Source organism: Klebsiella sp. JB_Kp031 (assembly GCF_040064295.1).
GTDB classification, from domain to species: Bacteria; Pseudomonadota; Gammaproteobacteria; order Enterobacterales; family Enterobacteriaceae; genus Klebsiella; species Klebsiella quasipneumoniae.
Genome location: NZ_JBEAJW010000020.1, coordinates 88,829 through 110,591, shown reverse-complemented (window position 1 = coordinate 110,591; position 21,763 = coordinate 88,829). Strand labels below are relative to the sequence as shown.

The window sequence follows — 21,763 nt, the reverse complement described above, 5'->3', positions numbered from 1 at the left end:
ATTCCCTGTTATGTATCAATAGCAGAGATCGTAGGCGGTTCAGCGCAGGATTACCACAGGAAACAGCAAGAGACGCCAGAAGATGAGGCCATCTTCTGGCGGCGGGCGGGTTAGTCGAGCTTAACGCCCAGACGGTGAGCCACTTCTTCGTAGGCTTCGATCAGGCCGCCAAGGCTCTGGCGGAAGCGGTCTTTGTCCATTTTATCGAGGGTGTTTTTGTCCCACAGGCGGCTGCCGTCCGGCGAAAACTCATCGCCCAGGACCACTTCGCCTTTGAACAGACCAAACTCCAGCTTAAAGTCCACCAGAATCAGACCGGCGTCATCGAACAGCTTTTTCAGCACGTCGTTGGCTTTGTAGGTCAGCTCGCGCATCCGCGCCAGATTCTCTTTGCTCACCCAGCCGAAGGTTTCGCAATAGGAGTCGTTGACCATCGGATCGTGCATGGCATCGTTTTTCAGGAACAGATCGAACAGCGGCGGATTCAGCTCGATTCCTTCTTCAATGCCTAAACGTTTTACCAGCGAGCCTGCCGCACGGTTACGCACCACGCACTCCACCGGCACCATATCCAGTTTTTTTACCAGGCATTCGGTATCGGAGAGCAGCGCTTCCATCTGGGTAGGGATGCCCGCTTCTGCCAGTTTGCTCATAATGAAGTGGTTGAACTTGTTATTCACCATGCCTTTACGATCGAACTGCTCGATGCGCGCGCCATCACCTGCTGACGTATCGTTACGGAATTCCAGTACCAGCAGGTCCGGATTATCGGTGCTGTATACTGTCTTCGCCTTACCACGATACAACTCAGCTTGCTTTTTCATCTTTCACTACTCCAGTGATATTGAGCCTAAAAATACGTTTCCACCTATACACAAAATCATTCAAAGTGCATCGAGGCGGCAACTGAGCGAATCCCCAGGAGCTTACAAAAGTAAGTGACTGGGGTGAACGAAGGCGGCCAACAAAGAGGCAATTTGAAGGATGATGTGCATACGCACACGTTTGCGTCACTATATATTAAAAGGGCCGGATTGCTCCAGCCCTTTCGTTTACTTGTTAAATGCGGCCTGGAATACGGCTACCAGGGCGTCATTTTGCGACTGCGTCAGGGTGTGGCCTTTCGGGTCGATGAACTGCAGGCTACTGCGGTTATCGAGGTCGCCGACCTGAAGTTTGTAGTCACCGGAGGCCAGCTGCGGGTCGCGTGCGCCCAGCTCCTGCCAGCTGCTGTCAGACAGCGGCTTGTAGGTCAGCGCCATGCTGCCCTGAGAGCGCGTGCTGTCGGTCACTTTCATCCCCACTTTCTCGAGGGCGCCTGGCAGACGCTGCCACACCATGTTAAACGGCGCGCGAACAACGAGCATCGGCAGACCCGTATCGTCGGCAGCGCTCTGCACGTCGAAGGTGGCGCCCGCGCTGCGCTGGGCGGCGTTCTGGGCGCTGGTGGCGTTCATGTCCAGGCCTTCCGAAATGACGTTCAGCATGGCGGTGCTGTAGCGCTGCAGTGACGCCGGATCGGCAACCGGTTTACCCGCCTGCTCCAGATTCACCAGCTTGACCACCACCGCTTGCTGATAGCCCTGCGGTTTGACGGAGATTTGATAACGACCGCGATACTGCTGATCTTCATCAAGACGGTTCCACTCAACCCAGTCGGTGTTCAGCGTCTGGCTCGCATCATCGCGCTTGGCGATAACGTAGTTCTTCGACTGAAGAATGCTGGTAACCTGCGCCCACAGCGAACCGCTGCGGCCGTTCTCGACCATCAGCGTCGCGGTATCGCCGTTGAACTGGGTGCGGGCGCCGCTAACCAATGCCAGCGGCTGCGCCGGCGGGCGAATGTCCAGCGCCTTGCCGACCGCGCCGGTGCTGTTGGCCACCGGAATGTTGTAATCACCCACCTGAATCGGCAGGATCATCCCCGCCGGCGCGTGAAGTTCGCTCAACGGTGACGCCTGTAAATAGGCCTCATCACCGCTCACCTGACGCTTATAGCGCGAGTCGGAACTACAGGCCGCGAGGAGTAGAACCAGCGAAACACCCGCAACCTTCGCCAGGCGCGACTTCTGTACTGAGTAAGCCATCAAATCTCCCTAAACTTTACAGCAAACCGGCATGCTTCAGCGCGGCGGTAACGGCTTCACGACCCTGGTCGGTGATAGGCGTCATCGGCAAGCGCAGCGTATCGGTCGCCACAAGACCCAACGCCTTGCATCCCCATTTCACCGGGATAGGATTGGGTTCGACAAATAATTTTGTATGCAATGGCATCAGACGCTGGTTAATCGCCCGGGCTTCGGCAAATTGACCCGCCAGCGCCAGACGGCACATGTCGGCCATTTCGCGCGCCGCCACGTTGGCGGTGACGGAAATCACGCCCACGCCGCCGAGCTGCATGAAGTCCATACCGGTCGCATCGTCACCGCTCAGCAGAATAAAGTCGTCTGAAACCAGCTCTTTGATCTGGTGAACGCGACTTAAGTTCCCTGTAGCTTCCTTAATACCGACAATATTTTTAATTTCCGCCAGACGGCCAACGGTTTCCGGCAGCATATCGCAACCGGTACGGGACGGCACATTATACAGAATTTGCGGCAGGTCAGTATGTTCGGCGATAGCTTTAAAGTGCTGGAACAGGCCTTCCTGGGTAGGACGGTTATAATAAGGAGTGACCGTCAGGCAGCCGACAACGCCGCTGTCGTTAAAACGCTTGGTCAGGCTAATCGCCTCTGCGGTTGCATTGGCTCCCGTTCCAGCGATCACCGGGATACGCCCGTCAGCCAGTTCCAGCGTCATCATCACCACGTCGCCGTGCTCTTCATGGCTCAGCGTTGCGGATTCACCGGTAGTCCCTACCGAAACGATCGCCGAGGTTCCGTTGGCGACATGGTAATCAATCAGTTTTTTCAGGCTTGTCCGGCAGACATTACCGTTTTCATCCATCGGCGTGACAAGCGCTACAATACTTCCCGTGAACATGGGCCATCCTCAGAGCAGAAGTGCGACAAGATTCTCAATGTTACGTTTGGAGCTGCAATAAAAGCAAGAGACCCGACGCCATCAGGGATGTTGTATGGCGGTTTTTTTTATGCTTTCCTAATGTTACCTCACCTTTTTAAAGGAAGAACAGGTTTGACAGCCTCATTACAACACTATCTGGTTATTACCGCCCTGGGGGCTGACCGTCCCGGCATCGTGAATACGATCACTCGCCACGTCAGCAGCTGCGGTTGTAATATCGAAGACAGCCGGCTGGCCATGCTCGGTGATGAGTTTACGTTTATCATGCTGCTTTCCGGGTCGTGGAATGCGATTAACCTGATCGAATCAACCCTGCCGCTGAAAGGCGCGGAGCTGGAGCTGTTGATCGTGATGAAACGCACCACCGCGCGCCCCCCGCAGGCCATGCCAAACACCGTCTGGGTCCAGGTTGAGGTGCCGGACTCACCGCATATCATCGAGCGCTTCACTGCCCTGTGCGATACATGGAATATGAATATCGCGGAACTGGTTTCCCGCACGCAGCCGGGAGACGGTGATTCCGCGCAGCTTTTTATTCAGATAACTGCCCACAGTCCTGCGACGCAAAATGCAGCAAATATCGAACAAGCGTTCAAAGCCCTATGTACAGAACTCAACGCACAAGGCAGTATTAACATCGTTAATTATTCACAGCATGATGAACAGGATGGAGTTTAACCCATGACCCCACTGAAAGCCGGTGATCTTGCACCGAAATTTAGCTTACCGGACCAGGACGGCGAGGAAGTAAATTTAACCGACTTCCAGGGACAGCGTGTCCTGGTTTATTTTTACCCGAAGGCCATGACCCCGGGCTGCACCGTCCAGGCGTGCGGCTTGCGCGACAACATGGACGACCTGAAGAAAGCCGGTGTGGAAGTGCTGGGCATCAGCACCGATAAACCGGAAAAGCTCTCCCGCTTCGCCGAAAAAGAGCTGCTGAACTTTACGCTGCTGTCTGATGAAAACCATCAGGTTTGCGAGCAGTTTGGCGTCTGGGGCGAAAAATCCTTTATGGGGAAAACCTACGACGGGATCCACCGTATCAGCTTCCTCGTCGATGCCGATGGCAAAATCGAACACGTCTTTGATGACTTCAAAACCAGCAATCACCACGACGTGGTGCTGAACTGGCTGAAAGAAAACGCCTGATGCAAAGCAAGACGCCGGGTGAGAGAACCTCGCCCGGCGTCTTTTTTTATCCTCAATGCCTTAGTCGTCGTCGACCACCAGGCCATCCGGCCAGGCATGCACCACCGCTTTAATCAACGTGGCCAGCGGAATGGCGAAGAAGACGCCCCAGAACCCCCACAAACCGCCAAAGATCACCACCGACAGGATAATCACCAGCGGGTGCAGATTCACCGCTTCCGAGAACAGCACCGGGACCAGCAGATTGCCGTCAAGCCCCTGAATAATCAGATAGACCGCGAACAGACTCCAGAACTCGGTGCCCGCGCCAAACTGAAACAGCGCCACCCCCACCACCGGAATGGTCACCACAAATGCACCGATATAGGGGATCAGCACCGAGAAGCCCACCAGCACCGCCAACAGCAGCGAGTAGTTGAGGCCGAAAAGGATGAAGCCTATCCAGGTGGCGACGCTGACGACAATCATCTCCAGCACCTTACCGCGAATGTAGTTGGTGATTTGCTGGTTCATCTCCTTCCATACCTGCCCGGCCAGGCCGCGGTTGCGCGGCAGCACGCGGCGTACCGCGTTGAGCATCTGCTCTTTATCCTTCAGCAGGAAGAAGACCATCAGCGGCACCAGCACCAGATAGACCGCCAGCGTAAGCAGCCCCACCAGCGAGGCGAGAGAATACTTGACCACCGAGTCGCCCACCGTCAGCATCCGGGTGCGCATATTTTCCGCCATCGCATCGATGATGCCGGCATCCATTAACGCCGGATAGCGCCGCGGCAGCGTGGCGGCAAAATCAGAGAGCTTGTTGAGCATGCCCGGCATATCGCGGATAAGGTAGATCCCCTGCTGCCAGGCCACCGGCAGCACCACGAAGGCCAGCAACAGCAGGATGCCCACGAAGAGGATCAGCACCAGCGAGGTCGCCCAGGTGCGCGACAGACCGATGCGTTCCAGGCGCACGGTCGGCCACTCCAGCAAATAGGCCAGCACGATAGCCACCAGTAACGGGGCCAGCAGGCCGCTGAAAAAGAACATGATGCCGAAACCGGCAAGCAAAATAACCAGCAGCGCTATCGCCTCAGGGTCGCTGAATCGACGGCGGTACCACTGCATTAACATCTCGAGCATAAAACCTTCCCTGAAGCGCAAAGCGGCGACAAACGGAGGAATTGTATCGAAATGTCACAAAAAAGACTTCGCTTTTTGATGCGCAGCAGACAAACCCGTCTCCGCCGTGAAGAACCTATTTTCAATGTGTCTAACGCCAGCTAAACTCGCTGGGATGCGGCCAGGGAACATTGCGTCGCACAATCGGTCAAACTGGCACACCCACATTACAGGACAGAGGTTATGTTCAGGCAGTTGAAGAAAACGCTGGTGGCGACCGTGATCGCGTCGCTGACGCTGGGTTCGTTAGGCCCTGCTTTTGCTGACTCCGCAGATACCCTGCCGGACATGGGGACCTCCGCAGGAAGCACGCTGTCGATTGGTCAGGAAATGCAGATGGGGGATTACTACGTCCGCCAGCTGCGCGGCAGCGCGCCGCTGATCAACGACCCTCTGCTGGTGCAATACATCAACGGGCTGGGCATGCGTCTGGTCTCGCATGCGAATTCGGTGCGCACCCCGTTCCACTTCTATTTGATTAATAACGACCAAATCAACGCCTTCGCCTTCTTCGGCGGCAATGTGGTCCTCCACTCGGCCCTGTTCCGCTATTCCGATAATGAGAGCGAACTGGCCTCTGTCATGGCGCACGAAATTTCCCACGTTACGCAGCGGCATCTTGCCCGCGCAATGGAAGATCAGAAGCGCAATGCGCCGCTGACCTGGGTCGGCGCGCTGGGTTCAATTCTGCTGGCGATGGCCAGCCCGCAGGCCGGGATGGCGGCGCTGACCGGGACGCTGGCCGGTACCCAACAGGGCATGATCAGCTTCACCCGCCAGAACGAAGAAGAGGCCGACCGGATTGGTATTCAGGTTCTGCAACGCTCGGGATTCGACCCGCAGGCCATGCCGATGTTTATGGGTAAACTGCTTGATGAGTCGCGCTACTCGACGCGGCCGCCGGAAATGCTGCTCACCCACCCTCTGCCGGAAAGCCGGCTTGCCGATGCTCGTAACCGCGCCAACCAGATGCGCCCGGTTGTCGTACAGTCCTCAGCGGACTTCTATCTGGCGAAGGCGCGTACCCTCGGAATGTACACCAACGGCGACAATAAGCTGGGCACCGATCTGCTCAACGCCTGGGATAAAGGCAATATCCGCCAGCAGCATGCCGCGCAGTATGGCCGCGCCCTGCTGGCGATGGAAAGCAACAACTTTGACCAGGCGCGCAAAACGCTGCAGCCGCTGCTCAGCGCCGATCCGCAAAATCCCTGGTATCTCGATCTGGCTACCGATATCGACCTCGGGCAGAAGAAAACCGGCGACGCCATCAACCGCCTTAAAAACGCCCGCGAGCTGCGCACCAATCCGGTGCTGCAGTTGAACCTGGCCAACGCCCTGCTGCAGGGCGGCCAGCCCGGGGAAGCGGCGACCATCCTGAATCGTTATACCTTTACCTATAAAGAGGATGGCAACGGCTGGGACCTGCTGGCTCAGGCGGAAGGCGCCTTGGGCAATCGCGACCAGGAGCTGGCGGCGCGGGCAGAAAGCATGGCGCTGGTCGGCCAGCTGGAACAGGCGATTTCCCTGCTCAGCAGCGCCAGCTCGCAAGTGAAACTCGGTAGTCTGCAGCAGGCCCGCTACGATGCCCGCATCGACCAGCTACGTGAGCTACAGGCCCGCTTCCGCCCCTACCAAAAAATGTAAGGAGACCCCATGACCGACGCGGTAAAAATTTACCATAACCCACGCTGCTCGAAGAGTCGCGAAACGCTGAGCCTGTTGAAGAGCCACGGCATCGATCCTGAGGTGGTGCTTTATCTTGAGACGCCACCGGATGCCGGGACGCTGCGTCAACTGCTGCAGCTGCTGGGTATGGAGAGCCCCCGCGAGCTCATGCGCCAGAAAGAGGATCTGTATAAATCGCTTAATCTTGCCGACCCGGCGCTCAGCGACGCGGCGCTGATACAGGCGATGGTCGACAACCCTAAGCTCATCGAACGCCCCATTGTCGTTAGCCGCGGCCAGGCGCGTATTGGCCGACCGCCGGAGCAGGTCCTCGAGATCGTGAGCTAACCCACCCGCGCCGCGCTATCGCGGCGCTTTTTTACGTAGCCGATTCCAGATCTTCCACGCCAATCCCTCCCGCCCGTCTTGCAGTGCTACTGTTCATCTAACGCTCAATCCACTGGACGGATGAACATGAAAAAACCAACCTCAACGCCTCACGATGCCGTATTTAAGACCTATCTCTCCCATCCTGATACCGCCCGCGATTTTCTGCGGCTATACCTGCCCGAGACGCTGCTTAAGGTGTGCGATCTGCGTACGCTGCATCTCGAGTCCGGGCATTTTGTCGAAGACGATCTGCGTCCCTTTTACGCCGACATTCTGTATTCCCTGAAAACCACGGCGGGAGACGGCTATATTTATGCGCTTATCGAACACCAGAGCACGCCCGATCGGCATATGGCCTTTCGTCTGATGCGCTACGCCATCGCCGCCATGCAGCGCCACCTTGATGCCGGCCACGATCGGCTGCCGCTGGTGATCCCTGTTCTCTTCTACCACGGTCTGGTGAGCCCCTACCCGTTCTCGCTGCGCTGGCTCGATGAATTCGTCGCTCCGGAGCTGGCCGGCCACCTTTATCACGGGGCGTTTCCGCTGGCGGACATTACCGTCATTCCGGATGACGACATTGCCACCCATCAGCGCATGGCGACGCTGGAGTTACTGCAAAAACATATTCGACAACGCGATCTGGCGCAGCTCCTCGACAAGCTGAGCGAATTATTATTGACTGGTCTGGCGACGGAATCGCAGGTACAAGCCCTGATGCACTATCTGGTGCAGGCAGGCAACGCGCGAGAGCCGATCAAGTTCATTCGCGAGCTGGCGTTACGTACGCCGCAGCACAAGGAGACGTTGATGACAATTGCGGAATATCTGGAACAACAGGGCCTGGAGCGGGGCCTGGCGCAGGGCCTGGCGCAGGGCCGTCAGGAAGGCCGGAAGGAAGAGGCGCAGCGTATCGCCGCCGCTATGCTACACAGTGGCCTGGCGCGCGATCTGGTCGCCCGGTTGACCGGGCTGACGGAGGAGGAACTGACTCCGCAGGCGGACTAGAGTTTAAGGATCTCTTTCACGAAGGGGATCGTCAGCTTGCGCTGAGCGGTAATCGAGGCATGATCCAGCTGATCGAGGGTCATAAACAGCGAGCGCATTTCGCGATCCAGCCGCTTCAGCAGGAAGCGGCAAACGTCCTCCGGCATCTCGAAGCCGCGCAGTCTGGCGCGCAGCTGCAGGGCCTGCAGCTTGTCTTCATCCGACAGCGGCTGCAGCTTATAGATCTGCCCCCAGTCAAGCCGCGAGGCGAGATCCGGCAGACCAAGATTCAGTTGCCGCGGCGGCCGATCCCCGGTGATCAGCAGACGGGTTTTACCTGATTCCAGGATCCGGTTGTAGAGATTAAAGATGGCCATTTCCCAGGGCTCATCCCCGGCGACGCACTCGATGTTATCGATGCAGACCAGCGCCAGCTGTTCCATCCCCTCCAGCACCTCCGGCACAAACCAGGTGCGTTTATCCAGCGGCACGTAGCCCACGGCATCCCCGCGCTGGGAAAGCTCGGCGCAGGCGGCGTGTAACAGGTGGCTGCGACCCGCCCCTTCACGTGACCAGATATAAATATACCCGCTGTGTTCCTGGCGCAGTACGTTCTGGAGGGCAGCAAGTAGGGAAGGATTATCACCCGGCCAGAAACTCGCGAAGGTTTCGTCGTCAGGAAGATACAGTGGCAAAGAGAGCTGTGCCGGTGCGTTCAGATGGACCTCAACATAGGCTTACAGAAAAACCCGAAGAGTTTATCACAGATTTAGGTCAGGAGAGAACCGGGCGGGATCGCCGCCCGGCCAGACGATCGTTATTTAACCTCTTCGCTATCCGCGGCGTCGAGAACCACCTCTTCCGGACGCAGGACGCTGATAAGCTTGAAAATCAGGCTGAGCGCGATACCGACGATGGTGGCCAGCGCCATCCCTTTCAGCTCAGCGGCGCCGATGTGCACTTTGGCACCGCTGACGCCGATGATCAGGATCACGGAGGTGAGAATCAGATTCTGCGCCTTGCTGTAATCCACCTTCGATTCAATCAGTACGCGGATCCCTGAGGCGCCGATTACCCCGTACAGCAGCAGCGACACGCCGCCCATCACCGGCACCGGGATGATCTGGATCGCCGCCGCCAGTTTGCCGACGCAGGAGAGCAGAATCGCAATGATCGCCGCGCCGCCGATAACCCAGGTACTGTAGACGCGGGTAATCGCCATCACGCCGATATTTTCCCCGTAGGTGGTGTTAGGCGTCGAGCCGAAGAAGCCGGAAACGATCGTCGACAGGCCATTGGCAAACATCGAACGATGCAGGCCCGGGTCGCGGATCAGATCGCGTTTGACGATATTAGCCGTCACCACCAGGTGACCGACGTGCTCGGCAATCACCACCAGCGCAGCGGGCAGAATGGTGAAGATGGCGAACCATTCAAAACGCGGCGTGTAGAAGGTTGGCAGCGCGAACCAGTGCGCTTCGGCGATCGGGGTGGTATCGACCACGCCCATCACAAACGACAGCGCATAGCCCACCAGAACGCCAATCAGGATCGGGATAATCGCCAGGAAGCCGCGGAACAGGACCGAACCAAACACCGTCACCGCCAGGGTCACCATCGAGATAATAATGGTTTTACTGTCCGGCGACTGGCCGTCGGCCGGCAGCAGCCCGGCCATGTTGGCCGCCACGCCCGCCAGCTCCAGACCGATAACCGCCACGATGGCCCCCATCGCCGCCGGGGGGAACATCACATCCAGCCAGCCGGTACCGGCTTTTTTGACAATAAAGGAGACGAGGCAGAACAGCACGCCGCACATAATGAAACCGCCCAGCGCCACTTCATAGCCCAGCGGCAGCAGGAGCAGCACCGGAGAGATAAAGGCGAAACTCGATCCCAGATACGCCGGGATTTTGCCTTTACAGATAAAGAGGTACAGCAGCGTACCAATACCGTTGAACAGCAGCACGGTGGCTGGGTTGATGTGGAACAGGATTGGCACCAGCACCGTTGCGCCAAACATGGCAAACAGGTGCTGCAAACTAAGCGGGATAGTCTGTAAAAGCGGCGGTCTTTCACTCACCCCGATAGCACGGCGCGTCATAGTGTTTTCCTCTGAGATGGTTAGTTATGTGTGTTTTATTCAAAAAAAAGCCGACTCTCAAAGTCGGCTTATTTATCGTTATGCGATTATTTCGTACCAAAGATCTTGTCGCCGGCATCGCCGAGACCGGGAATGATGTACCCGTGCTCGTTCAGTCCCTTATCGACAGAGGCGGTGTACAGCTCAACGTCCGGGTGCGCTTTCTCCAGCGCGGCAATTCCTTCCGGCGCCGCCACCAGTACCAGCACCTTGATGCTGGTGCAGCCGGCGTTTTTCAGCAGATCGATAGTGGCGATCATCGACCCACCGGTGGCCAGCATCGGGTCAACCACCAGCGCCATACGCTCATCGATGTTGGACACCAGCTTCTGGAAGTAAGGTACCGGCTCGAGGGTCTCTTCATTGCGATAAATACCCACCACGCTGATACGCGCGCTCGGCACGTGCTCAAGTACCCCTTCCATCATGCCGAGGCCTGCGCGCAGGATTGGCACGACGGTAATTTTCTTGCCCTTGATCTGCTCAACTTCCACCGGGCCGTTCCAGCCTTCGATGGTCACTTTCTCGGTCGCCAGATCGGCAGTGGCTTCATAAGTCAGTAAGCTGCCCACTTCAGAGGCGAGTTCACGGAAGCGTTTGGTGCTGATGTCGTGCTCGCGCATCAGGCCCAGCTTGTGTTTGACGAGTGGGTGTTTGACTTCCACAATCTTCATTCTCTTTCTCCTCTGAGGGGCAGCCACAAAAAAAAATCGCGGGATTATACCGCTTTTTTCGGATTAGGCCATACCCATCTTGCTTGACGTATATCAAGCAAAGTGATTTAGAGACAAAAAAACCGGAGGCGAGGCTCCGGTTTTAGCGCGGGGTTCTGCCGGGCGGCGCTAACGCTTACCCGGACCGCAAACCCCGCCGGCCCGATAAGCGCAGCGCCACGGGGGAATTATAGCTGCTCCCCGTTGCTGGCAATCACCTTCTTATACCAGTCGAACGACTTCTTCTTACTGCGCTCCAACGTGCCGTTGCCTTCATTATCTTTATCCACGTAGATAAAGCCGTAGCGTTTTTTCATCTCCCCCGTTCCGGCGGAAACCAGATCGATACAGCCCCACGGGGTATAACCCATCAGATCGACGCCATCCTCGACCACCGCCTTTTTCATCTCCGCTATATGCGCGGAGAGATAATCGATACGGTACTGGTCATCCACGCTGCCGTCCGCTTCACGAACATCGATCGCGCCAAAACCGTTTTCGACAATAAACAGCGGTAGCTGATAGTGATCCCAGAACCAGTTCAGCGAATAGCGCAGGCCGACCGGGTCAATCTGCCAGCCCCAGTCCGACTTTTTCACGTACGGGTTGGAGACCAGGCTGGTGGTTTCATCATAATCGAGCAAGGGGTTGTCTTCGGTGGCTTTGGTGGCGAAGGACATATAGTAGCTAAAGCCGATGTAGTCGACACAGCCTTCTGTTAACGCCTGACAATCGGCTTCGGTGATGTCCAGGCTAAAGCCGCGGCGGGCAAAATAGTTGAGCAGATGCTGCGGATAGCGGCCGCGCACGTGGACATCGGTGAACCAGTACCGACGGTGCATGGCGTTCATCGCCATCATCATATCGTCCGGCGCGCAGGTCAGCGGATAGATAGGGCACATGGCGATCATGCAGCCTATCTGCAGAGCAGGGTTGATCTCGCGCGCCGCTTTCACCGCCAGGGCGCTGGCCACCAGCTCATAATGTGCGGCCTGGTACATTACCGGTTCCCGATCTTCACCCGGCAAATACTTCAGACCGGAGTTGGTGAAAGGGGCGAAGTCCTCATGGTAGTTAGCCTGGTTGTTGATCTCGTTGAAGGTCATCCAGTACTTCACTTTATGCTGATAGCGGGTGAAGACGACCCTGGCGAAGCGCACGAAAAAGTCGATCAGCTTGCGGTTACGCCAGCCGCCGTACTCGGTGACCAGGTGATAGGGCATTTCAAAATGCGACAGCGTAATGACCGGTTCAATACCGTGTTTCAGACATTCGTCGAACAGATCGTCATAAAACTGCAGGCCAGCCTCGTTCGGCTCCTGTTCATCGCCCTGCGGGAAAATACGCGTCCAGGCAATCGAGGTGCGGAAACATTTGAAGCCCATTTCGGCAAACAGCGCCAGGTCCTGCGGGTAGCGATGATAAAAATCGATCGCCTCATGGTTCGGGTAGTTTTTTCCCGCCACCACGCCGTCGGTGATTTCCCGCGGCACGCCGTGGGCGCCGGCGGTCATCACATCCGCCACGCTGACCCCCTTGCCCCCCTCCTGCCAGCCGCCCTCTAACTGATGCGCCGCCACCGCGCCGCCCCACAGAAAACCTTCTTTAAATCCGGACATAGTCTCTCCCTAAGGTCGATCGTCGCCAGGCGAACGATAGTGCTGATTGAAATGGTAAACCGCGCCAATCAGGCCGGCATCGTTGCCGTGACTGACGGTATCGAGATAGTCGGCAATGCCGAACCAGGCCAGATGCTGGCGCAGCAGCGTCAGAAATCCAGGACGTTCCACAACGCCGCCGCCGATAAAAATGGTCTGCGGATCGAAGATATTGACGAGGTTATAAAGGCCATGGCCCAGGCCATTGAAGAACTCGGCGACCAGACGCTGGCAAACCGGGTCGCCGGCGTCATAGCGGTCAAAAATCATTTCGCCAGTGACGCTATCCAGCGGCGCGCCAATATGTTCTGCATAGCGATAGCGCAGCACCCGCAGGGTGCAGTTTTCATTCATCGAGTAGCGACGGGGATCGCGTCCGCCGGGACGATCGGTAAGCATATAGCCGAACTCGCCGGCGCGAAAACGCGCCCCGTGGATCAGCTGATGTTGGCAAAAAATCGCTCCACCGATGCCAGTGCCGATAGTGAGCACCAGAAAATTGGCCATCTCCGCCGCTTTACCCTGCCAGCGCTCGGCCAGCAGCACGCAGTTGGCGTCGTTTTCCACCGAGACCGGCAGCCCGGTTCGCGTCTCGAGCCATGATTTCATGGCGAAGTTATCAAATCGACGAATAGCGCCGCCCATGGTGATAAATCCGCTGTGCGGATCGACATAGCCCGGCGCGCTGATGGCAATGCCTTCGCATGACGGGTGGGCCGCCAGCCACGACAGCATGGTCTGTAAGATATGATCGCCATCGCTGTCATTGATTGACTGCTTCGCGGTTTCCAGCAGCCTTCCGTCGCGGGTCATGACGCCCATCTTTAACGCGGTGCCACCGATATCAAATGCCGCAATCTTCATTCATCCCTCCCCTGTCGAACATAAATCACCGGTAATCCATACGGCGATCAATCACAGAAACCGGTTTCAGTAATATGATGGGGATTACCTGACACTGAGGCAAGCACAAGGCTGTACCCGGTTTCATTTTCGTGAGCAGTATCAAATTTGACCATCCGCCAACGGTTTTAAGCCGACTGTAAAGCAGGCTCGCAAACGTTTGCTTTCCCTGTTAGAATTGCGCCGATTTTTCTTGCTTACCGCAAACGCGTGGAGACTTCGCAGTGACCGACAAAACCTCTCTCAGCTATAAAGATGCCGGCGTGGATATTGATGCAGGCAACGCTCTCGTCGACCGTATTAAGGGCGTGGTGAAGAAAACCCGTCGCCCGGAAGTGATGGGTGGACTGGGCGGATTCGGCGCGCTGTGCGCACTGCCGCAGAAATACCGCGAGCCGGTACTGGTCTCCGGCACCGACGGCGTCGGTACCAAGCTGCGTCTGGCAATGGATCTGAAGCGTCACGACACCATCGGCATCGACCTGGTCGCCATGTGCGTGAACGACCTGGTGGTTCAGGGCGCTGAACCGCTGTTTTTCCTTGATTACTACGCCACCGGTAAACTGGACGTCGATACCGCAGCCAGCGTCATCAACGGTATCGCCGAAGGCTGCCTGCAGTCCGGTTGCGCGCTGGTGGGCGGTGAGACCGCAGAGATGCCGGGGATGTACCACGGCGAAGATTACGACGTGGCGGGTTTTTGCGTCGGGGTGGTGGAAAAATCAGAAATCATCGACGGCAGCAAAGTCGCTGACGGCGATGTGCTGGTGGCGCTGGCCTCCAGCGGCCCGCACTCTAACGGCTATTCGCTGGTGCGTAAGATTATTGAAGTTAGCGGCGTTGACCCACAGACCACCGACCTTGACGGCAAACCGCTGGCCGACCATTTGCTGGCGCCGACCCGCATCTATGTGAAATCGGTTCTCGACCTTATTGCCAGCGTTGACGTCCACGCCATCGCCCATCTGACCGGCGGCGGCTTCTGGGAAAACATCCCGCGCGTACTGCCGGACAACACCCAGGCGGTGATTGATGAGTCTTCCTGGCAGTGGCCGTCCGTTTTCAACTGGCTGCAAACCGCCGGTAACGTCAGCCAGCATGAGATGTACCGTACCTTTAACTGCGGCGTGGGGATGGTTATCGCCCTGCCGGCAGCAGAAGCAGACAAGGCCATTGCCCTGCTGAACGAGAAAGGTGAAAACGCGTGGAAAATCGGGTATATCAAAACCTCCGATTCCGAACAGCGTGTGGTCATTGCATGAAAAACATTGTGGTGCTGATTTCCGGTAGCGGCAGTAATTTGCAGGCGATCATCGACGCCTGTGGCCGGAAACAGATAAACGGCACCCTGCGTGCGGTATTCAGTAACAAGGCCGATGCGTTCGGCCTTGAGCGCGCGCGCGCGGCCGGGATCCCGGCCCACGCGCTGGCGCAAAGTCAGTTTGCCGACCGGGAAGCGTTCGATCGTCAGCTGATGCATGAAATTGACGCCTACGCCCCGGATCTGGTGGTGCTGGCGGGCTATATGCGTATCCTTAGCCCGGCCTTTGTCAGCCACTATCAGGGACGACTGCTGAACATCCACCCTTCGTTACTGCCGAAGTATCCTGGCCTGCATACCCATCGCCAGGTGCTGGAAAACGGTGACGAGGAGCATGGGACCTCGGTGCACTTCGTCACCGATGAGCTGGATGGCGGTCCGGTTATCCTGCAGGCCAAAGTGCCGGTCTTTGCTGGCGACAGCGAGGAAGAGGTTACGGCGCGGGTACAGGCCCAGGAACATGCCATTTATCCGCTGGTGATAAGCTGGTTCGTCGAGGGGCGTCTGCGCATGGTGGGCAACCACGCCTGGCTGGATGAACGACAGCTTCCCCCCCAGGGCTATGCCGCTGAAGAATAAGCACGTCTCGCCCCGGTCATTGCCGGGGCTACTTTCTCACTTCTCCCCGGTTATTTATCTGTGTTTTCCAGGCAAAGTGCGTTGTGGTTCCACCCCGCAGGCAATGGCGTCGGCCGCTGGTAATCAAACTCACGTAGCGTCAGGTCAGTCACGCCGTTGGCATACATCACCGGCAGCCCTCCCGGGTAAGGCTCAACCCCCCAGGCACGGCCGCTGTACGGATTCAGACACCAGGCATTATCCATGCCCATGCCGGTTGGCGACTGCGGGTTACACGGCGGACGCACATCATAAAGCCCCTGCTCCGCCTGTGGATTAAGCTTCTGGTGGAGCTGGATGCCGTCAAAAAGAATGCGCTGGATCAGGCCCGCTGGTTCACTATGCAAATTAATCGCCCCTTCACACTCCCCGACCAGACCGCGAAACTGGATCCGAGTGATGGCGCCGGGGGCGATAGCCGGATCGCGATGGCGTGCGGAAAGAAAAACCGGATCCGCCTCCCCCCAGTGACAGGCTGGCGCGCTCACGCAAGCAAACGCTATGTTGCTGAAGATCATCCGCCGCAGCTGGCCGCCGTCGCGGGATAGCAAGCCGATCCCGCGATTGGAATCAAAGATGGTGCAGTTGCTGACCAGCACATCTTCAATATCCTGCCAGGTTTCCGTACCGACTTTTAAGGCGCAGCTTTTCGACCGCAGCGTACAGTTCACGATCGTAACCTGACGCAGCGGACGCTGAATATGCGCAGGCTTGGCCGTGGTTTTCAGACAGATAGCGTCATCGGCGGCGCTGAAATAGCAGTTGGCGATATGCACCTGCTGGCAGCTGTCGATATCCAGCGCGTCGGTATTGGCCATCGTCAAATCGTTATCCACGGTAATCCCGTTAATCGTCACGCCGATACACGAGACCAGATGTATGGTCCACATCGGCGCATGGCGCACGGTAATATTTTCCAGTCGCACGCCGCGGCAGTTCTCCAGCAAAATGATGCGCGGCCGCCGCTCGACGGGCTGGCGGTACCCCATGGCATCGACATCCCGGGAAAACCAGCCGTCGGCGCTACCGTAGATCTCACCGCCGCCACAGATACTCACATTTTGCGCATCGAGAGCATAAAGAAAGGCCCGGTGGGAGCACTCTGCCTGGCTCAGCGCGACCGCTTGGGTAAAATCATCGCCGTTTTCGCTGACGATCAGCTTGGCGCCCGGCGACAGCCACAGGCAGGTATTTGACCCTATCCGCAAGCCGCCGAGCGCGTACCTGCCGTGATCGACCACCAGCGTACCTCCTCCGGCCTCCGCCAGCTCGTCCAGCGCCTGTTGAAAGAGAGCGGTATCGGGAGTGACGCCATCCGCGTGGGGATGGCGCTGAGAAAGATGAATATTCATAGCGTATCCTGAAAATCAAACAGGCAGCTATCACACCATCTCCTGCCCGACCAGCGTAGGGGAGAAACTGCCCGCGGGGCAATATCTGCGCAGCATTTCACATTCACCAGGTCCGTCCGGGATAAAATGTGATGGATAACGCAAATCCTGCGCGGCCAACCGCGAAAAGCGTACTCTCCGCACAGTTCCCGCCCGCGGCCATCGCGTCAGCCGTGAGCCATATCACGGGATTTATTTCATTTCATCGCCATTTGGCAGGCTGCTCGCAGAACGGCGCAAAATCCCCGTATCCGGCATTTTCGCCCCCGCCCCCCCTCTTTTACTGTGCAACCTCGCTTTCCTTACCAAAGAGATACGCTTATGACGAGGACAGTAACCCCAACGCGAGAAGTCAAAACCCGCAATATCCTCTGCTGGGGGATGGGTGATATTTTCGGTAGCGGCGCGATGACCATTACCGGCCTGTGGCTGCTCTACTTCTATATTGAGGTCGCCGGGCTCTCCCCCGCCGCCGCCGCCTCCATTTTCGCCATCGCCAAAATCTGGGATGGGATCACCGATCCGGTGATGGGCTACATCACTGACAACATCCGCACCCGCTGGGGACGCCGGCGGATTTTCTTTATTCTCGGCGCGCCGATGTCGCTCTGTTTCGCCCTGATGTGGGTGAGCGGTTTCGGTTACGCCTGGTACCTCGGCACTTATTTACTTTTCAGCACCGTGTTTACGCTACTGATGGTGCCTTACGATACACTGCCGGCAGAAATGACCTCGCGCTACGATCTGCGCTCTAAGATGTCGGGCGCGAGGATGCTGTTCGCGCAGGCGACGGCCTTTCTCGCCGCGCTGATCCCCGGGCAAATCATGGCTCACGTCGCCGACCAATCGCAGGCATTTCTCTATATCGGCATCGTCTTCGCCCTGCTCTTCGCCCTGCCGTGGATTTTTGTCTGGCGCGGCACCTGGGAGCGCGACGCTCTTCCGCCACCGCAGGCCCGCCAGGGGTTGCTTAAAACCCTGGGGTCGTTATACCGGGAGATGGCTTCAACGTTTCATCTGCGCACTTTCCGCATTCATATCATGATGTACGTCGGCGGCGCGGTGGCGTTGGATATTTTCGGCTCGCTGTTTATGCATTACATGACCTATGTATTGCGCGTCGGGACCTCCCTGGCATCGCAGGCGATGAGCCTGATGACGCTGTTTCAGTTCTTCGCCATCCCGTTCTTCACCTGGCTGTGCATTCGCGTTGGCAACGGCAATGCCTATAAGCTGGCCATTGCGCTGATCCTCTGCGCTTTGCTGTGGTTCAGCCAGCTTAGCGCCGGCTTTAGCCATCTCTCCTGGCTGCTGCTCGGCGGTGCGGTGGTAATGGGCGTCGCCCGCGGGGGAACCTATCTCATTCCGTGGAACGTCTATAACTTTCTGCCGGATGTCGATGAGGCCTATACCGGCGTGCGCCGCGAGGGAATTTACGCCGGCGTGATGATGCTGACGCGCAAGTTCTCCCAGGCGCTGGCGCTGTTTATCGTCGGACTGGCGCTGGAGGCGTTTGGCTTCACCAAGGGCGCTGAAGCGCAGAACGCCGCCGCCCTTAACGGCATCTGGTGGGTTTTCCTGGTGGGCCCCGGCCTGCTGGCGATCCTGGCCATGTATGGCGCATTTCGTTTCCGCTTAAGCCAGCCGCGCCATCAAATTCTGATTAACGAGCTGGAGCGCCTGCGCGCTGGCGGCCATCCGCAGGATGCCAGCCCGCAGACGCGAGAAACTATTGAACTACTAACCGGTCATCCGCACCGCAATGCCCGCTGGCAACACGCCGTCTTACCGCAAGGGAGTGATTATGTCGCAGAAAAGCAACCGTCCTGAACTCCTTCAGCGTATTGAAGCGCTGATCGATAACCTAACCGCCATTAACGATAAGAGCGGCCAGTATCTGCAGCGGCTGGCCGATGGCCGGGTCATTGATACGAAAGGCTGGGAGGGCTGGGAATGGACGCACGGCATCGGTCTGTTCGGACTGTTTCGCTATCAGCAGTTGACCGGTTCCCCCCGCGCCCGTCAGCTGATTGACGACTGGTTCAGCGCCCGCTTCGCCGAGGGAACGCCGGAGAAAAACATCAATACGGCTTGTCCGTTCTTAACGCTGGCGCTGCGCTACCAGCAGGCGCCGCGCAGCGACTGGCGCGCCTACCTCGACTGCTGGGGCGAAGCCATCTATCGCCAGATGCCACGCACCGATGAAGGCTGTCTGCAGCATGTCACCTATGAGAGCGCGCATCAGCAACAAATCTGGGACGATACGCTGATGATGGCGGTATTGCCTCTGGCCATACTGGGCAAAATGTTTGATAAACCGCGCTGGGTGGAAGAGGCCATCTACCAGTTTTTACAGCATCTGCACTATCTCAGCGACCGCCAGAGCGGCCTGTGGTATCACGGCTGGCATTTCGCCGGCCGACACCACTTCGCCGGCGCTCTGTGGGCCCGAGGCAACAGCTGGATAACCCTGGCGATCCCGGAGCTGCTGGAGATGCTCGATCTCGACGAGCATGATGCTGTTTACCGGCAATTGCAAAATACCCTGCAGATACAGGTCGCCGCGCTTGCCCGCTGCCAGAGTGACAACGGTTTGTGGCCAACGCTGCTCAACGACCCCGACAGCTATCTGGAAGCCTCGGCGACCGCCGGGTTTGCCGCCGGCATCTTCAAAGCGATACGCCTCGGCTATCTGGAAGCGGATTATCTGCCGGTGGCCGAGCGCGCGTGCGAGGGAATTATCGACCATATTTCACCACAGGGTGAACTGTTGCAGGTGTCGTTCGGCACCGCGATGGGCCACGACCTTGATCACTATCGTCACATCCCGCTCACCGCCATGCCCTATGGCCAGGCGATGGCGATGCTGTGCCTGGTGGAAGCCCTGCATCGCACGCTGTAAAAGCGTTACCTGAGCGCCGTCAGTTCGGTGCTCAGGCTATCCGCCAGGCTACGCACCCGTCCGGGATCGAACATGACGTAGAACGCCGGCGAGGCGTCGCTCATCTGCTGGCAGAGCGTTTCCATCTCAGACGCGCAACGGTACAGCGCCTGCACATTGATATGGCAGATCTCCCGCATGCTCCAGCTGTTCTCCACCTCGCGGGCGAAATGCAGCGTAAAAAAGGCCTTTTGCGCATGGGTAAACAGCTGGCAATAGAGCGCCAGCCCCTGCCACTCTTCACGCCACTGCCGCTCCAGCGCGGCAGGAAACTCCGCCGTGTGGGCAAACGCCAACGCCTCTTCCCCCAGGCGCTGCGCGCCGCTGGCCACCTCATCCTTTTCCTGCGCGATTTGCGTCAGATTGCTCATCGACTTCTGCGGGTCGTCGCGGGTGAAATGAATATCCTGCGCCGACCCCGGCAGCCAGTGGCTACGCGCCAGCTGACCGTACAGGCTCCACACCGCCTGCCCGTAGCTTTCCGGCAGCTGGCTGTGGCGATGGAAGACGTGGTCGCGCACGTAGATCGCCTGGTAGAGCGTTTGCGCTCCCTGCTCGAGAAGCTGCCGGAACTGCTGCGCCACGTCGTCAGGCGGACACCAGCCGTAGCGCTGCGCCAGCCACTGGTCGAGCAACTGCTGCTGGTTTTTCGCCATCCCGTCCCCCAGCAGCTGGCTGCAGGCGAACAGGTTGCATTCGCTTAAGGTATCGGGGATCCAGTGGTTATCAATACTTTCCCAGCTGGCTTTACAGATAGCGCCGGTGATACGCGGATTCCGGCTTTGGCACCACAGCAGCCGCCCCTGCAGTTCATCGATACGCAGAAACGGCATAACTCCCCAACCAACTTCCTCCCCGGCCAGATCGATATCAACCCACACATCCCGCGTCTGCACCGCCAGCAGCGCCGGGTTATTGGGAAAGGCTGGCCAGAAGCGTTCCGGGGTCAGTTTAATCGATACCGATACCGTCGGCGGCAGCGGTTCAATAGCGTCCAGCACGGTACTGAGATCGTCGTTGCTTGCCGGGAAGACGCGTATTACCAGATGTTTGTTTTGCGCCGCGACGGCCTGGCTCAAGGCGCCAAAACAGCGGCGATACAGCACGAAGCTCTGCGCCGGCTGGCGCCCTTCCCCCGCCTCGCGACGCTGCCTATCCCACTGCGGGCGGGAGATCGGCAACAAGCCGTCAGTGCTGGAAAGGGCGATAATCAAGCCGCTGAGCGCCGGTACGCCCTCGCAGACGGCGCGGACTTTGTCGGTCAACCAACGGCTCCAGAAATCCACATCAAAACGCACACCGCCCGGGTTATCCAGCAGTTCCGGATGCGCTAACAACAGCTCCGTCGGGAAACTGAGCTCTTTCGCCTGCAGATAAAAGCGCAGCCCCAGTTCCCGACAGCGCAGCGCCAGGCGGTTGAGATAGATACAGCGCGCTCGCTGCTGGCTCGACAACCGGTCGTTATAGTCAAACGGCGTGTAGCCCTGCGGCGATACCAGCTTGCCGAACAGCTCCGCCTGGCCGATCACCACGGTATTAAAACCATGTTTTATGGCATATTCCATTAAGCGACAAGCTGACGGCCAGTGCCAGATATCCTGATTATTGAGCTCCAGCGCCCGCGTTTCCCACATCGTTTCGCCCCCCATTTACTCATGATTGAACATAACGTAAGCAAACAAACGCGTCC

At 57.9% G+C, this 21,763-nt stretch carries 21 protein-coding genes; 9 read left to right on the top strand and 12 right to left on the bottom strand.

Translation table 11 applies throughout. The features are described from left to right. Nucleotides 1-110: 110 nt before the first annotated feature. The 3 genes from purC to dapA all read right to left on the bottom strand — a co-directional run bounded on the left by purC (nt 111) and on the right by dapA (nt 2,982). Nucleotides 111-824 (bottom strand): phosphoribosylaminoimidazolesuccinocarboxamide synthase, encoded by a 714-nt coding sequence (gene purC, locus ABLV64_RS06245; protein ID WP_002913801.1) that lies wholly within the window; start codon nt 822-824, stop codon nt 111-113. A gap of 228 nt (nt 825-1,052) precedes the next feature. Continuing rightward, complete coding sequence (gene bamC / locus ABLV64_RS06240; protein ID WP_004201942.1) at nt 1,053-2,087, bottom strand: outer membrane protein assembly factor BamC; 1,035 nt, start codon at nt 2,085-2,087, stop codon at nt 1,053-1,055. Between the two features lie 16 nt (nt 2,088-2,103). After that, entirely contained in the window at nt 2,104-2,982 is an 879-nt protein-coding gene (gene dapA, locus ABLV64_RS06235; RefSeq protein ID WP_017900447.1) for a 4-hydroxy-tetrahydrodipicolinate synthase, read from the bottom strand. A gap of 153 nt (nt 2,983-3,135) precedes the next feature. Here dapA and ABLV64_RS06230 point away from each other — a divergent pair, with 153 nt between their 5' ends. After that, nucleotides 3,136-3,702, top strand: coding sequence for a glycine cleavage system transcriptional repressor (locus tag ABLV64_RS06230; protein WP_002913804.1), 567 nt, complete (start codon nt 3,136-3,138; stop codon nt 3,700-3,702). Nucleotides 3,703-3,705: 3 nt separating this feature from the next. Continuing rightward, nucleotides 3,706-4,176, top strand: coding sequence for a thioredoxin-dependent thiol peroxidase (bcp, locus tag ABLV64_RS06225; protein WP_004201935.1), 471 nt, complete (start codon nt 3,706-3,708; stop codon nt 4,174-4,176). A 60-nt stretch (nt 4,177-4,236) separates the two neighbouring features. Here the strand turns inward: bcp and ABLV64_RS06220 are convergent, their stop codons facing one another. Beyond that, a complete protein-coding gene (locus ABLV64_RS06220) occupies nt 4,237-5,301 on the bottom strand; it encodes an AI-2E family transporter (protein WP_004201933.1) in 1,065 nt (354 codons plus the stop codon). A 54-nt stretch (nt 5,302-5,355) separates the two neighbouring features. Next, nucleotides 5,356-5,472 (bottom strand): hypothetical protein, encoded by a 117-nt coding sequence (locus ABLV64_RS06215; RefSeq protein ID WP_032425793.1) that lies wholly within the window; start codon nt 5,470-5,472, stop codon nt 5,356-5,358. A gap of 51 nt (nt 5,473-5,523) precedes the next feature. Here ABLV64_RS06215 and bepA point away from each other — a divergent pair, with 51 nt between their 5' ends. The 3 genes from bepA (at nt 5,524) to ABLV64_RS06200 (ending at nt 8,406) form a co-directional block, all read left to right on the top strand. Beyond that, a complete protein-coding gene (gene bepA / locus ABLV64_RS06210) occupies nt 5,524-6,987 on the top strand; it encodes a beta-barrel assembly-enhancing protease (protein WP_004201932.1) in 1,464 nt (487 codons plus the stop codon). A 9-nt stretch (nt 6,988-6,996) separates the two neighbouring features. Next, entirely contained in the window at nt 6,997-7,356 is a 360-nt protein-coding gene (arsC, locus tag ABLV64_RS06205; protein ID WP_048297992.1) for an arsenate reductase (glutaredoxin), read from the top strand. A gap of 126 nt (nt 7,357-7,482) precedes the next feature. Further along, nucleotides 7,483-8,406, top strand: coding sequence for an Rpn family recombination-promoting nuclease/putative transposase (locus ABLV64_RS06200; protein ID WP_023290620.1), 924 nt, complete (start codon nt 7,483-7,485; stop codon nt 8,404-8,406). Here ABLV64_RS06200 and ABLV64_RS06195 read toward each other — a convergent pair. From ABLV64_RS06195 to bglK, 5 genes are all read right to left on the bottom strand, one after another. Continuing rightward, complete coding sequence (locus tag ABLV64_RS06195) at nt 8,403-9,104, bottom strand: DnaA inactivator Hda (protein WP_020947395.1); 702 nt, start codon at nt 9,102-9,104, stop codon at nt 8,403-8,405. The genes ABLV64_RS06200 and ABLV64_RS06195 overlap by 4 nt on opposite strands. A 98-nt stretch (nt 9,105-9,202) precedes the next feature. Beyond that, on the bottom strand, nt 9,203-10,489 hold the full coding sequence (gene uraA / locus ABLV64_RS06190) for a uracil permease (RefSeq protein WP_017900445.1): 1,287 nt from the start codon (nt 10,487-10,489) through the stop codon (nt 9,203-9,205). An 86-nt stretch (nt 10,490-10,575) separates the two neighbouring features. Beyond that, nucleotides 10,576-11,202 (bottom strand): uracil phosphoribosyltransferase, encoded by a 627-nt coding sequence (gene upp / locus ABLV64_RS06185; protein ID WP_004201927.1) that lies wholly within the window; start codon nt 11,200-11,202, stop codon nt 10,576-10,578. Between the two features lie 227 nt (nt 11,203-11,429). Next, a complete protein-coding gene (locus ABLV64_RS06180; protein ID WP_064794935.1) occupies nt 11,430-12,860 on the bottom strand; it encodes a 6-phospho-beta-glucosidase in 1,431 nt (476 codons plus the stop codon). 9 nt (nt 12,861-12,869) lie between these two features. Continuing rightward, nucleotides 12,870-13,763: a beta-glucoside kinase BglK gene (gene bglK, locus ABLV64_RS06175; protein WP_017900443.1), complete on the bottom strand. Its 894-nt coding sequence runs from the start codon at nt 13,761-13,763 to the stop codon at nt 12,870-12,872. A 263-nt stretch (nt 13,764-14,026) separates the two neighbouring features. Between bglK and purM the strand changes: the two genes are divergently transcribed. After that, nucleotides 14,027-15,064 carry a phosphoribosylformylglycinamidine cyclo-ligase gene (gene purM / locus ABLV64_RS06170; RefSeq protein WP_117131100.1) on the top strand — a complete coding sequence of 346 codons (1,038 nt, stop codon included), beginning with the start codon at nt 14,027-14,029 and terminating at the stop codon, nt 15,062-15,064. Continuing rightward, nucleotides 15,061-15,702: a phosphoribosylglycinamide formyltransferase gene (gene purN, locus ABLV64_RS06165; RefSeq protein WP_348843166.1), complete on the top strand. Its 642-nt coding sequence runs from the start codon at nt 15,061-15,063 to the stop codon at nt 15,700-15,702. Before purM ends, purN begins: the two co-directional genes overlap by 4 nt. Nucleotides 15,703-15,752: 50 nt before the next feature. Here the strand turns inward: purN and ABLV64_RS06160 are convergent, their stop codons facing one another. Continuing rightward, on the bottom strand, nt 15,753-17,093 hold the full coding sequence (locus tag ABLV64_RS06160) for a glycosyl hydrolase family 28 protein (RefSeq protein ID WP_316937969.1): 1,341 nt from the start codon (nt 17,091-17,093) through the stop codon (nt 15,753-15,755). A 420-nt stretch (nt 17,094-17,513) separates the two neighbouring features. Here ABLV64_RS06160 and ABLV64_RS06155 point away from each other — a divergent pair, with 420 nt between their 5' ends. Together ABLV64_RS06155 and ABLV64_RS06150 are read left to right on the top strand one after the other, a co-directional pair. Continuing rightward, a complete protein-coding gene (locus ABLV64_RS06155) occupies nt 17,514-18,962 on the top strand; it encodes an MFS transporter (protein WP_004201918.1) in 1,449 nt (482 codons plus the stop codon). Then, nucleotides 18,937-20,034 (top strand): glycoside hydrolase family 88 protein, encoded by a 1,098-nt coding sequence (locus ABLV64_RS06150; protein WP_023318864.1) that lies wholly within the window; start codon nt 18,937-18,939, stop codon nt 20,032-20,034. Before ABLV64_RS06155 ends, ABLV64_RS06150 begins: the two co-directional genes overlap by 26 nt. 5 nt (nt 20,035-20,039) lie before the next feature. Here ABLV64_RS06150 and ABLV64_RS06145 read toward each other — a convergent pair whose 3' ends face one another. Then, nucleotides 20,040-21,707, bottom strand: coding sequence for a hypothetical protein (locus ABLV64_RS06145; protein WP_087771356.1), 1,668 nt, complete (start codon nt 21,705-21,707; stop codon nt 20,040-20,042). Between the last annotated feature and the right edge of the window lie 56 nt (nt 21,708-21,763).